At 55.1% G+C, this 12348-nt stretch carries 14 protein-coding genes; 8 read left to right on the top strand and 6 right to left on the bottom strand.

Annotation, left to right across the window (positions count from 1 at the left end; translation table 11 throughout):
* Nucleotides 1–364 precede the first annotated feature (364 nt).
* On the top strand, nucleotides 365–2143 hold the full coding sequence (gene aspS, locus GGR95_RS03380; protein WP_184562816.1) for an aspartate--tRNA ligase: 1779 nt from the start codon (nucleotides 365–367) through the stop codon (nucleotides 2141–2143).
* Nucleotides 2144–2247: 104 nt separating this feature from the next.
* Nucleotides 2248–2985, top strand: coding sequence for a GNAT family N-acetyltransferase (locus tag GGR95_RS03385; RefSeq protein WP_184562818.1), 738 nt, complete (start codon nucleotides 2248–2250; stop codon nucleotides 2983–2985).
* On the opposite strand, the gene GGR95_RS03390 is transcribed toward GGR95_RS03385, so the two are convergent.
* Nucleotides 2982–3701: a response regulator gene (locus tag GGR95_RS03390; RefSeq protein ID WP_184562820.1), complete on the bottom strand. Its 720-nt coding sequence runs from the start codon at nucleotides 3699–3701 to the stop codon at nucleotides 2982–2984. The two genes, GGR95_RS03385 and GGR95_RS03390, sit on opposite strands and share 4 nt — an antisense overlap.
* Before the next feature lie 131 nt (nucleotides 3702–3832).
* Here GGR95_RS03390 and mce point away from each other — a divergent pair, with 131 nt between their 5' ends.
* Together mce and GGR95_RS03400 are read left to right on the top strand one after the other, a co-directional pair.
* Nucleotides 3833–4237 carry a methylmalonyl-CoA epimerase gene (mce, locus tag GGR95_RS03395; protein ID WP_184562822.1) on the top strand — a complete coding sequence of 135 codons (405 nt, stop codon included), beginning with the start codon at nucleotides 3833–3835 and terminating at the stop codon, nucleotides 4235–4237.
* A complete protein-coding gene (locus GGR95_RS03400) occupies nucleotides 4237–4533 on the top strand; it encodes a DUF1467 family protein (RefSeq protein WP_184562824.1) in 297 nt (98 codons plus the stop codon). Before mce ends, GGR95_RS03400 begins: the two co-directional genes overlap by 1 nt.
* Here GGR95_RS03400 and GGR95_RS03405 read toward each other — a convergent pair.
* From GGR95_RS03405 to GGR95_RS03415, 3 genes are read right to left on the bottom strand one after another with little or no spacing between them, the layout of a single operon-like run.
* The gene (locus GGR95_RS03405) at nucleotides 4463–5200 is read right to left on the bottom strand and encodes an EI24 domain-containing protein (RefSeq protein WP_184562826.1); all 738 of its coding nucleotides are present in this window, start codon (nucleotides 5198–5200) and stop codon (nucleotides 4463–4465) included. The genes GGR95_RS03400 and GGR95_RS03405 overlap by 71 nt on opposite strands.
* On the bottom strand, nucleotides 5191–5763 hold the full coding sequence (locus GGR95_RS03410) for a nitroreductase family protein (protein ID WP_184562828.1): 573 nt from the start codon (nucleotides 5761–5763) through the stop codon (nucleotides 5191–5193). Before GGR95_RS03410 ends, GGR95_RS03405 begins: the two co-directional genes overlap by 10 nt.
* A 3-nt stretch (nucleotides 5764–5766) precedes the next feature.
* On the bottom strand, nucleotides 5767–6873 hold the full coding sequence (locus tag GGR95_RS03415) for a class II histone deacetylase (protein WP_184562830.1): 1107 nt from the start codon (nucleotides 6871–6873) through the stop codon (nucleotides 5767–5769).
* A gap of 120 nt (nucleotides 6874–6993) precedes the next feature.
* Between GGR95_RS03415 and GGR95_RS03420 the strand changes: the two genes are divergently transcribed.
* The 3 genes from GGR95_RS03420 to GGR95_RS03430 are packed head-to-tail and all read left to right on the top strand — an operon-like array spanning nucleotide 6994 to nucleotide 8902.
* A complete protein-coding gene (locus tag GGR95_RS03420; protein WP_343042048.1) occupies nucleotides 6994–7251 on the top strand; it encodes a DUF6522 family protein in 258 nt (85 codons plus the stop codon).
* A 55-nt stretch (nucleotides 7252–7306) separates the two neighbouring features.
* On the top strand, nucleotides 7307–7630 hold the full coding sequence (locus tag GGR95_RS03425) for an ArsR/SmtB family transcription factor (protein ID WP_184562832.1): 324 nt from the start codon (nucleotides 7307–7309) through the stop codon (nucleotides 7628–7630).
* 57 nt (nucleotides 7631–7687) lie between these two features.
* Nucleotides 7688–8902, top strand: coding sequence for an MFS transporter (locus GGR95_RS03430; protein ID WP_184562834.1), 1215 nt, complete (start codon nucleotides 7688–7690; stop codon nucleotides 8900–8902).
* A gap of 41 nt (nucleotides 8903–8943) precedes the next feature.
* Here the strand turns inward: GGR95_RS03430 and trpS are convergent, their stop codons facing one another.
* Nucleotides 8944–9960, bottom strand: a complete 1017-nt coding sequence (gene trpS / locus GGR95_RS03435; RefSeq protein ID WP_184562836.1) for a tryptophan--tRNA ligase — start codon at nucleotides 9958–9960, stop codon at nucleotides 8944–8946.
* Nucleotides 9961–10046: 86 nt separating this feature from the next.
* Here trpS and GGR95_RS03440 point away from each other — a divergent pair, with 86 nt between their 5' ends.
* Nucleotides 10047–10742 carry a rhomboid family intramembrane serine protease gene (locus tag GGR95_RS03440; protein WP_184562838.1) on the top strand — a complete coding sequence of 232 codons (696 nt, stop codon included), beginning with the start codon at nucleotides 10047–10049 and terminating at the stop codon, nucleotides 10740–10742.
* 3 nt (nucleotides 10743–10745) lie between these two features.
* On the opposite strand, the gene murJ is transcribed toward GGR95_RS03440, so the two are convergent.
* A complete protein-coding gene (gene murJ / locus GGR95_RS03445; protein ID WP_184562840.1) occupies nucleotides 10746–12332 on the bottom strand; it encodes a murein biosynthesis integral membrane protein MurJ in 1587 nt (528 codons plus the stop codon).
* Nucleotides 12333–12348: the final 16 nt, after the last annotated feature.

A 12348-nucleotide genomic window follows, 5' to 3' on the forward strand; every position in this document is an offset into this window, starting at 1 on the left:
AACGTATCTCTCTAGACAATGTTATAAATATAAACGCCGCGCAGCTCATCCTGCGCGGCGTTTATTCGTTCAAACAACAAAATAACATCAACAAAAAAACAAAAAATAGGCGCAAATTGTATCCAAATGCCACACGGGATGGTGGGTAAGGGCTTGAAGGAGACGACAATGTCTTTGTCGTAATTGTAGATCACGAGCTCACAAGCGCTGATTGAGCCTGCTGCAGCCAAACTTACATTCCTTACAGCGTAAAAGTAGGTGTGTCCCCTTGACTTCACAGGCTGTGCGCGGTGTAGCTTCGCGCGATATATTTGTTTGTTTTGGCCTCTGCCAAGAGACATTCACCGTCACAAGAGGGACCACTATGCACGCCTATCGTAACCAGACTTGCGCCGACCTAAACACAACAAACGTGGGGGACAAAGTCCGCCTTTCCGGTTGGGTTCACCGTGTCCGCGATCACGGGGGCGTTTTATTCATCGACCTACGTGACCATTATGGGATCACCCAATTGATTTGCGATGGCGATTCACCTGCATTCGCTGAGCTGGAAAAAGTTCGTGCTGAATGGTGCATCCGTGTGGACGGCGACGTAAAAGCGCGTGCAGCTGAACTGGTGAACGAAAAAATTCCGACGGGCGGTATTGAGATCTATGTCCGTGACGTTGAAGTCCTTGGGCAAGTAAACGGCGATTTGCCATTGCAGGTTTTCGGTGAGCAAGAATACCCAGAGGAAACCCGTCTGCGCTATCGTTACCTTGATCTGCGTCGCGAGAAGATGCAGCGCAACATGATCTTGCGCTCAGATGTGGTTAGCTCGATCCGTCAGCGCATGTGGGATCGGAAGTTTAAAGAATTCCAAACGCCAATCATTACCGCCTCCTCTCCTGAAGGGGCGCGCGACTTTTTGGTGCCGTCACGTTTGCACCCTGGTAAGTTTTACGCACTACCTCAAGCACCACAGCAGTTTAAGCAATTGTTGATGGTATCGGGTTTCGATAAATACTTCCAAATTGCGCCGTGCTTCCGTGATGAAGATCCGCGCGCAGATCGGTCGCCAACAGATTTCTACCAACTCGACCTTGAGATGTCGTTTGTTGAGCAGCAAGATGTGTTCGACACGATCCAGCCTGTGCTGACAGGCATCTTTGAAGAATTCGGCGGTGGCAAAGCTGTGGATCAGGAATGGCCGCAAATTTCTTATAAGGATGCCGCGCTCTGGTATGGTTCAGACAAACCTGATTTACGCAACCCGATCAAGATGCAGGTTGTTTCCGAACACTTCGCAGGTTCCGGCTTTGCAATTTTTGCAAAACTGCTGGAGCAGGAAGGCACCCAAATCCGTGCGATCCCAGCACCTACTGGTGGTAGCCGCAAGTTCTGTGACCGGATGAATGCCTTTGCACAAAAAGAAGGCCTGCCCGGCATGGGGTATATCTTCTGGCGTGATCAAGGTGAGGGCATGGAAGCGGCTGGCCCACTGGCCAAGAACATTGGGCCCGAGCGCACCGAAGCCATTCGCCAGCAACTCGGGCTGGGCGTCGGTGACGCGGCCTTCTTCCTTGGTGGTAAGCCGAAAGCATTTGAATCTGTTGCTGGCCGCGCCCGGAATGTGATCGGAGAAGAACTGGGCCTGACAGATCAGAACCGCTTTGCCTTCGCTTGGATCGTGGATTTCCCGATCTACGAAAAAGATGAGACAACGGGCAAGATTGACTTTGAACACAACCCTTTCTCCATGCCCCAGGGCGGGATGGAGGCACTCAACGGTGATCCGTTGGAAGTGTTGGGCTATCAATATGATCTGGCATGTAACGGGTATGAATTGGTTTCGGGCGCGATCAGGAACCACCGTCCCGAGATTATGTTCAAAGCCTTCGAAATTGCCGGTTATGGCCCCGAAGAAGTGCGCAAGCGTTTTGGTGGCATGGTCAACGCATTCCAATACGGTGCTCCACCCCACGGCGGTTGTGCGGCAGGGATTGACCGTATCGTGATGTTGCTCGCCGAAGAGAGCAACATCCGTGAAGTGATCTTGTTCCCGATGAACCAGCGTGCCGAAGATCTGATGATGAATGCACCAAACGATCCAATGCCGGATCAACTGATGGAATTGGGTCTGCGGGTTATCCCACAAGACTAAGTTTTAAAGCGCCGCAGGATACTGCGGCGCTTTTGCGTTAAGAACCACGTTGCACGCCGTATTCTGTGCTTGGCGCGGAGCGGTATGCATCATATCACTTTGCTATGAATGATTTTGATCAAACCACTGCGCCATTGGGCGCGCTTGTCCCTGACTGGACCCCGCCACCTGTTCCTGATTGGGATGAGGTTGAAGGGCAATTTGTCCGCTTGGAGCGGCTGGATGCGGATGAGCATGCCGCGTTGCTTTACCGTTCATTTGCTGGCCACGATGCCGTTTGGGACTATTTGGGCTATGGTCCGTTTTCCTCGGCGGCGCAGTATCACCGCTGGGTGCGTGATCAGGCAGAGCTTTCTGATCCACGGTTTTATGCGATTAAAAACCTGAAATCAGGAAACTGGGAGGGTGTGGCAAGTTACCTTCGTATCGCGCCGAGCGCAGGCTCGATCGAGGTGGGGCATATTAACTTTAGCCCTGCCTTGCAACGAACCCCTGCAGCGACAGAGGCCATGTATCTTTTGATGTCATGGGCTTTTGATGCAGGGTATCGTCGGTACGAGTGGAAGTGCAACGCGCAGAACGCAGGATCACGCAGCGCGGCGCAGCGGCTTGGCTTTAGCTTTGAAGGTGTGTTTCGTCAGGCGGATGTGGTCAAAGGACGCAATCGGGATACTGCGTGGTTTGCCGCCATTGATAGTGAATGGCCAGCGCTGAAAGAAGCCTATCGAGCGTGGTTGTCACCTTCGAACTTTGACAGCGAGGGGCAGCAGCGTGAAAGCCTCGGCGATATGACACGTCTTGTGCGGGTGTCGGATGACCCGTTCCTGAGCCAGCACCGCTAGATCGCGATTTTCTGAGAGAGGCGTTGCTGTATCAGACCTGCGATTTGCGCGGTTTCGGATGTAGCGGTTGCGCCTGCAGACCGTTTTTCGGCAAGTGCCAGTGCGGCCTGTTCCATTCGCGCATCTGCGACGGAGCGGGCAACGCCCTGTAAAAACTGCGCCACGTAATCCAGTGCTTGGTCGTTGGGCAAATTGTCCAGTATGTCAGCCACGTAATTGATATCATCATGGTAGGCCAGTTCGTCTGGCGATACTAATTCATCAACCATGCTGCGCAAACCGGGGGGATGGCGGTCAATAGGCAAGGCGGCCAGTACCAGCTGCTGAAAAACCGCAAGTGATGTGATGGGTTTGCTCAAGAAACCCTGCGCGCCTGCGGCCATAGCCTCGGCTTCCAGTATGTCATTCCCAGAAGTGGCAAGCACCACGCTTTTTTCGATTTCGGCATTTGCTATTTCAGCAATCAAATCGGCACCGTTGCCATCGGGTAGGCCCATATCAACCACGACAATAGAGGGGCGGTACACTTGCAGGTGACGCCGTGCAGACCGGATGCAGTCCGCTCTTCTGATCCGCGCACCAGAACGTAGGCACAGCAGGCGCATCGCCTCACAGGCGTATCTACTGTCCTCTACGACAAGGATGGTCAAACCTAACAAGGGGCGTGCGGCGGTTGGGGCCATATGCGGGGCAGAAAATGGATCGTTTGTGTCCATGGTGTTCTCCGATTCCTTATCAACTACCCTATGGTTACGTAAGCATAGCTAAGAGGGAGTTAACGCGCCGCATTGCACCGCCGCGTTTTGCATCGCATAACGATCCAAATTCATGCTGTGAGGAGAAAGTTATGATCGGACGTCTAAACCATGTGGCCATCGCTGTGCCTGACCTTGAGGCGGCAGCCAACCAGTATCGCAATGCATTGGGTGCAAATGTGGGTGCACCGCAAGATGAACCGGACCATGGCGTGACGGTCATTTTTATCGAATTGCCAAACACCAAAATCGAACTGCTCTATCCGCTTGGTGAAAACTCTCCCATTCAGGGGTTTCTCGACAAAAACCCATCAGGCGGGATTCATCATATCTGCTATGAGGTAGATGATATCATTGCTGCGCGTGACCATCTTTTGACAACGGGCGCACGTGTGTTGGGAACAGGCGAGCCGAAGATTGGCGCGCATGGCAAACCGGTGATTTTCTTGCACCCCAAAGATTTCAACGGCGCACTGGTAGAATTGGAACAGGTATAATGGGGCCGGTCTCAGCTATCGTTCTCTATGCGATCACTTGGTTCATGCTGTTCTTGATACTCATCCCGATCCGCGTGCAAACCCAAGGCGACCTGAACGATATCGTGCCCGGCACACACGCAGGTGCGCCAGAGCATCACAACCTCAAGAAGAAGGCGCTGTGGTGTACCCTGATCGCCTTTGTCATCTGGGGGGCGTTTGTGGCGATCATTCTGTCTGGCAAGATCAGCGTCGATGATCTGGAGAACTGGATGGGGCAGGGTGTCCCTGCGGCAGCAAGTGGAACAAGTGAGTAAACGTTGCCGCCCCTAAAATGGGGATCAACAAGTTAAGCAGCGGGATGGAAAGTGGCATGGCCATCAGAGTTCCCGCTGCCCAGATTGTCACGAAATTCTTGCGGCGCAATTGTTTTGCGCGCTTGCGGCCAACGCGGCGCATTGCGGCTAGAGTGTAGTATTCACGCCCCAACAAGAACCCGTTGACGGCCCAAAAGATGAAAATCGCAACGGGGGCGAAGACCACATAAAGGATCATCGCCAGAACATTTACGCCTATAATCACACCCAGAAAATTGACCGTATCACGCAATGCTTCTCCAAAAGGGGTGCGGGGGCTTTGTGGCATGTGGGGGTAATGCACCGCCTCAACCGCGTCGGCGACATCATCAAGGAACAGCGATGTGATCGCTGAGGCCACAGGGACCATTAAGAAGATTGACAGCACCAACATCACTAAGGCGGCGCTCCAGCTGAACAGATCGTTGATCCATCTGACTTCGCCTAGAACGGGCAGTAATGTGCTTTCGCCACTCAACCAGTCCACCAGCCAGATAAATCCAGACGCTACACCAATCAGAAGTGCCAATGTCAGGCCAACGCCGATCATCAAAACACGGCGAAATCGTGGATCACCGATTTGACCCAATGCGAGGCCAAATGCCTTAAAAACAGTATCTAAAGCCATGTTGTAAGTTCCTCTACATCGGGCCGGGGGCGATCAGGTGGGGTGCTGGTCTCAGTACCGATGTGGATCAGCCCGGCAATGCGTTCATGAGCGGCAAGGTGAAGCCCCTGCTGCATAAATTCGCGGTCATGACTGACCCAACCGCTAAGCCAATTCGCACCCCACCCCGAGGCAAGGGCGGCATTCACCAGCGCCAAGCATACGGCACCAGCAGAATAGGTTTGTTCCAGCGGCGGGATTTTTTCGGATGGTTTTTGTACTTCGATGATGGCGATCGCCAGATGGCCTTGATCGAACTGTGCACGGCCCTTGGCGGTCTGTTCTGGGTCCATGCCCAATGCCTCGCCACGCGCCTGCGCCAGCTGTGCCAGCGCGGCCATCGCTGCCGTATCAATTACGATAAACCGCCACGGCTCCAGCTTGCCATGATCAGGGGTGCGGGCTGCCGCCGTGAGTATCTGGAGGAGCGCAGGACGGTCGGGCACAGGTGTCGTCAAGGTCTTGGCCGGACGCGAGCGGCGGGTGAGCAGGAAATCAAGGGCGGCAGGATTTGGTGTGGGCATTTTTTATAGTCCTAACTCGGTGGCCATGTCGTCAATGAGCTGTTTCTGAAACGCCAGCACACGCGGGTTGGGCTGGCGGTTGCTGAGCGCCTTGTGCATCGGATCGGCGGCATGAATGTCGCTGCCTGACATCTCTTGCAATACAGCGTGTCCGCAGAAGGGGACATAAACTTCAGAATAGCCGCCTTCATGCACCACAACCAGTTTGCCGTCACAGATTTCTGTAGCTGTTTGTTTGATGCGCGCGGTCATAGCGCCAAAGGTCTGCGCCATGGCGAGCATAGACCCCAACGGATCAGGGGCGGCGCAATCATAGCCGCATGCAACAATGATGATGTCAGGCGCAAAAGCTTTGATTTGCGGAATCACAATGGTGTCGAGCGCATGTAAGTAGCCTTCATGGCCCATGCCCGCAGGCAAAGGGAGGTTCAGGTTGAAACCCTCTCCTGCACCTGTGCCACGGTCATGCAGCTTACCTGTTTCCAGAGGATAGTTGCCTTCTTGGTGTAGCGAAATGGTCAGCACATCGTCGCGGCCATAATACATGGCTTCTGTGCCGTTGCCGTGGTGCACATCCCAATCCAGAACCACCGCGCGTTTGATCAGGCCTTCGGCCTTGGCAGTTTCAATAGCGATAGGAATGTTGGCCAGCAGGCAAAACCCCATCGGGCTATCGGGCTCACAGTGGTGACCGGGGGGGCGGGAGAGGGAATAGGCGTTGTCCAGATCGCCGCTTGCCACGGCACGCACCGCAGCAATCGCGAGACCAGCGGAGAGCGTTGCGATTTCATATCCGCCTTGGGCAAAAGGCGCGTGATGCCCGATTTCGCCACCGCCTGTGTCGGAGGTGGCTTTGAATGCATCGAGATAGGAGTCTGGGTGAACGCGCAATAGGTCTTCGCGTGTGGCTTCTGGTGCTGTGCGCTTATCCAGCGTGTCCGTTAGGCCCGTGATATCCATTAAATTCTTCAGGCGGCGTTTGGTTTCCGGGCTTTCGGGCAAGCTACCTGCGGCGAGGGGCTGCACCAATCCGCCAATCGGCATAGTGCCTGCATAATTGCCGCCCGCGTGCCAGAATGTGCGTTCGTCCCAGAAAAAACCTGTGCGCATAATCGCCTCCTTTGTTTGGGGCGAAAGTGGCAAAGTGGCGGGGGATTGTCCACGGCCTATAAGGCTATTGCGATGTGTCCTACCTGCTGTAATGGTCAGCGCAAAAGAGGGAGAGGCACAGTGAAGATCAATATGGAAAACGGGCAACCCTTGATTGAAGCAACGGACCTTGGCCCGCTGTTGGGGTTAGAGCCTGCATCTGTGCCTGCGAAAATGCGCAGCGGCGAAATCACCAGCCGATTTGAGACAGGAGAGGGCGAGGATGCAGGCCGATTCCGCCTGACGTTTTACCACAATCAAAAGCGCATCCGCCTGACCTGTGCCCAAGACGGCACCGTTCTTTCGACCTCGCGCATCCCTGTTGGCAAGCCCGCCTGATAGGGTATCGGCACTATACATCTTTACAAAACTAGTTGTTTGGTTATGAGGGGGTATGACAAATGACCTATCTACTCAAAACGCCGCACAGGCGCTTGCCGCTTTGGGGCATGAAGCACGGTTGGATGTGTACCGCTTGCTGGTGCGGGCCGGTGTTGAGGGGTTGAACGTGGGTGAAATTGGCGAACAGTTGAACCTGCCTGCCTCAACCATGGCGCATCATTTGCGCAGCTTGGTTCAAGCGGGTTTGATTACCCAAGAACGCCAAGGCCGTGAGATTTTGAACCGTCCGGATTTTACCGTAATGAACAAGCTGACAGATTTCCTGACCGAGGAATGCTGTTCTGGCGTCGTCCGTCTGTGCGGCGCGGGCAAGTGAACAAGCGTGGCAAAAAGAACTATAAATCTAGAGATGTGATTGTTTAGAGCCTTATTGATGATACCCCTTTTCCAACGCTATCGGCCTGCCATCGGTTTGGGGGTCACCCAGATCATCGGATATGGCGCATTGTATTATGCCTATGCGGTGCTGTTGCCCCTGATGGCTACTGATTTAGGATTATCACTGTCACAGGTGTTTGGGGTCTTATCTATTGGATTGTTTGTGGGCGGGTTTTCCGCCCCGATCGCGGGTATTTTGGTGGACCGTTACGGCGGGCGCTGGGTGATGACAGGCGGGGCCTTAGCGGCGGGGATTGCGCTTGTATCGCTCTCTCAGGTGTACGGCAGTCGGTCGCTTTTGGTGGCCATCCTTGCAACGGAATTTGCGGCGATGTTTGTGCTCTATGATGTCGCATTTGCCACGCTAGCGCGGTTGAAAACCGATGTGCCAACGCAATCCTCGATATCGGTCGTGACCTTGTTTGGCGGTGTCGCCTCAACGATTTTCTGGCCACTGACGTTGTTTTTGTCCCATCAGATCGGTTGGCAATCCACATGGATGGTGTTGGGCGGCATCATGCTGCTGGTTTGCGTACCGATACATTGGTTGTGCCTAAGCGGTACGGTCAGGGGGCCAAGCGAAAAGGTGCAAGCAGACGTCAGAGAGGATTGGCCAGAATTGCCAACCGACCAACGTCTGCGCGGCATGGTATGGATGGTTTTGTCGTTTGTGCTGTCCGGTTATGTGATGGGCGCATTGATGACGTTATGGGTCACTAACGTCGAAAGCTTGGGCCACTCCGCCGCAGTGGCGGCTTTTGCGGGCGCGGTGATCGGGCCTGCAAAAACACTGGGGCGGGCGTTGGAACTGTGGTTCGGGCGCAATTTGCATCCGCTGACCACCAGCTACGTCAGTCTGGCGTTGATCCTTGTGGGGTTCAGCGCATTGTTAGGCTTTGGCACCACGTTGACGGGGTTGCTGTTCTTTGCATTTTTCTTTGGCATGGGCGATGGGATCAAAACGATCACCCGTGGCACGCTGCCCTTGGCGTTGTTTGGCGCAAAAGGGTATGGGGCGCGGCTGGGTTGGATTTCATTTGTGCGTATGGGTGTGAACGCTTCGGCCCCGTTTGTTTTTGCCTATCTGTCACAGGTATACGGCGGCTGGGTGTCTTTTGCGGCAATGGCGGCCTGTGTCGTGGCCGCGCTTGTGACGCTTGTCTTCATCCCCGATCCTAGAAAAATTACACGTCTGCTCGGGCGTTCGTAGCAGGGCGAGGGCCGCAGCATCTGCACGGCCCTCGCGATGTGTTAGCCAACCATGCCAACGATCTCATAAGTTTTCTTGAGGATCGGCGCCGAGATTTCACGCGCTTGTTCGGCGCCATGGGCCAGCAGGCGGTCAATCTCTGTGACGTCACTCATCAGGCGGGCCATTTCGGTTGAGATTGGGGCGATTTTGGAGACAGCCAGTTCTGCCAACGCAGGTTTAAACGTGCCGAACTGCTGTCCGCCGTGATCCGCCAGAACTTGCTCAACCGTTTGGTCGTTCAGCCCCGCATAGATATTCACCAGATTGCGCGCCTCGGGGCGGTCTTTCAGGCCTTCAACCTCGGATGGCAGTGCATCGGGGTCTGTTTTGGCTTTGCGGATTTTCTTGGCAATGGTGTCGGCGTCATCTGTCAGGTTGATGCGGCTGGCATCTGACGGGTCGGATTTGGACATCTTCTTGGCGCCGTCACGCAGCGACATGACCCGCGTTGCCGCACCCTCAATCACAGGTTCGGTAATCGGGAAGAAATCAACGCCGTAGTCATGGTTGAACTTGGCCGCGATATCGCGTGTCAGTTCAAGGTGTTGCTTCTGGTCTTCGCCCACTGGCACATGTGTTGCGTGATAGATCAGGATATCCGCAGCCATCAGGGCAGGGTAGGCGAACAACCCGAGCGAGGCCGCTTCGGCGTTTTTTCCTGCTTTGTCTTTCCACTGGGTCATGCGGCCCATCCAGCCCATGCGCGCAACGCAGTTGAAAATCCACGCAAGTTGCGCGTGCTCTGGTACTTGGGATTGATTGATCAGAATGGATTTTTCTGGCGATACACCCGAAGCGATAAACCCGGCAGCCAATTCACGGGTGCTGCGTTTCAGATCCGCAGGGTTTTGCGGAACAGTGATCGCGTGCAGATCGACCATGCAGTAGATGGATTGAACGCCCTTGTCCTGCGCATCGGCAAAACGCTTGAGCGCGCCCAGATAATTCCCCAAATGCAGGTCACCAGACGGCTGAATGCCAGAGAAAACGCGGGGGGTGAATGTGGTTTCGGTCATGGAACGCTCCGATGGGGCTGGAAATGCTGTTGCAACGGGCTTACCCATGGCACAGGTTCCCGTCAACTAGACCTGAAAGAAGCATAATGTCAGACCCTTTTAATACCAGTTTCGAACCCCCTGTTAACAAATTGCCGCCAGTTGTGATTATCCTCTTTGTCATCATGGCAGGAATTGAGCTGGCTCTCACCTTGGGGAGCGCGGGTTTTGTCGGCGGTCCGACTGCGATTGGCTGGCGTTTACAGCTGGTGCGCGACTGGGGGTTTTCGGGTGATATCTTTGATGCGATGTTGGCGCAGGGGTATTGGAGCTGGGAAAATCTGGCGCGACTGGTGACCTATCAGTTTATCCACCTCAGCTTTACCCACGCGTTGATTGCAATTGTACTGATGCTGGCGCTTGGCAAAATGGCTGCAGAAGTGATGGGGCAGTTTGCGATGCTGGCGCTGTTTTTACTGTCGGGCATCGGGGGCGCATTGGCCTATGCGCTGCTGCTAAATGATCCGGTGTGGTTGGTCGGGGCATACCCATCGGTTTACGGATTGATCGGGGGCTATAGCTTCTTGCTGTGGCGCAAACTGTCGGCCAGTGGTGGCCAGCAGTTGCAGGCGTTTAGCCTGATTGCGATGCTAATGGGCCTGCAACTGGTCTGGAGCGTGTTCACGTATGTTGGGTATGGCTGGGTCGCTGAGCTGGCAGGGTTTATCTGCGGTTTCGGGATCAGCTTCCTTTGCGCTCCCGGAGAGTGGGGGCGCATTCTGGCAAAGCTGCGGCAGCGTTAAACCTTAGGTCTTTGGGCTGCGGCGCATGGCGGATTTGAACTCGCTTAACTTGAACGCGCCGATCAATTGACCTGAGCCAAAGTAAGACACTGCGGCAATCACGATCAGGATCAACAGCCCAAGACCGCGCCAGCCGCGCATGGCCAGTAATGCCCCCATCTGCAAGTCGAAGAACCACAGCGTCACACCCATGATCAGGCTGGCGGCGATGATGCGCCAGATGCGCTTGCGGAAACGTGCATCGAATTTGGCGGCCTCCCCATAGCGCCGCGCCCCAATGGCCAATAGCGCGTACATAGCCCAGCCTGCGGTGGTGGCCGCGATGGCAGGTGACAGCCAGCCCACAACTGGCGCCAGACCAATCGCTAGCCCCGCGTTGATCACCATTGCCGCGACGGCAAAGTAAAAGGGGCGTTTGGTGTCGGCACGGGCAAAATACAGCGGTTGCAGCACTTTTTGCAGTACAAATGCAGGCAGACCAAGGCCATAGATCATCACTGCTGTCGCAATAGCCGCAGCATCGTCAACGGTTGTCGCGCCGCGCTCAAATAGAACCGAGACCAGTGTGAGGGGGATCACCACCAGCGCCACCGATGAAGGGATCGTGAGGGCAAGTGAGACTTCGGCAGCACGGCTGAGTGTGGTTTGTGAACCCGCAGTGTCATCAGCCTTGAGACGGCGAGACAGATCAGGCAGCAGCACAACCCCGATGGCAATGCCCACCACACCTAAAGGAAGCTGGTAAAGGCGATCCGCATAGCTGAGCCACGCAACCGCCCCGTCATAGAAACTGGCCACTTGGCGGCCCACCAGCAGATTGATTTGCACAACTCCCCCCGCCAGCGCAGCAGGAGCGGCGATGATTGCAAGGCGTTTGAGATCAGGTGTCAGGCGTGGGCGTTTGTTCAGCCGCAGAGTGAAGCCTGCCCGCCGTGCGGCCCACCAAACCAACGCCAGTTGCCCGATGCCTGCGATGGGAACGGCGATGGCCAAAAGGTTACCAACTTGCAACGCTTGGGTCAGATCATTGCCAACATCCGGTTGTCCGATAGCCGCGCCGATCAGAACTGCGGCTATGAAAATGATGTTCAGCACCACAGGTGCCGCCGCAGCCGCCATAAAGCGCCCCGTTGCGTTTAGGACACCTGAAATGAGCGCCGCCAGAGAGATGAATAGAATATATGGAAAGGCCAGCCGCCCGTATTCAACCGCCAGATCAAACCGCGCGTCTTCGGCAAAGCCCGAGGCCATCAGATAGACCAGACCGGGCATAGCTATAATGCCGATGATCGTGAAAACCGTCAGGATCAGGGCCATTCCCACAAAAGCGTCTTGTGCAAATCCCTCGGGGTCGTCGCCTGACTCCAGCCGTTTGGAGAACATCGGCACAAATGCCATGTTAAACGCCCCTTCGGCAAAGAAACGGCGGAACATATTGGGCAGGGAAAAGGCCACCAGAAAGGCTTCGGCCACGGGGCCAGAACCAAGATAGGCGGCGATCATGACATCACGCACAAAGCCCAGAACGCGGCTGAGAAGCGTCCATAACCCTACAGTGAAAAAACCGGACATCAGGCGGATAGGTTTCATGGGAGCGCGGCCTTTT

It is taken from the genome of Sulfitobacter undariae (assembly GCF_014196805.1).
GTDB classification, from domain to species: domain Bacteria; phylum Pseudomonadota; class Alphaproteobacteria; order Rhodobacterales; family Rhodobacteraceae; genus Sulfitobacter; species Sulfitobacter undariae.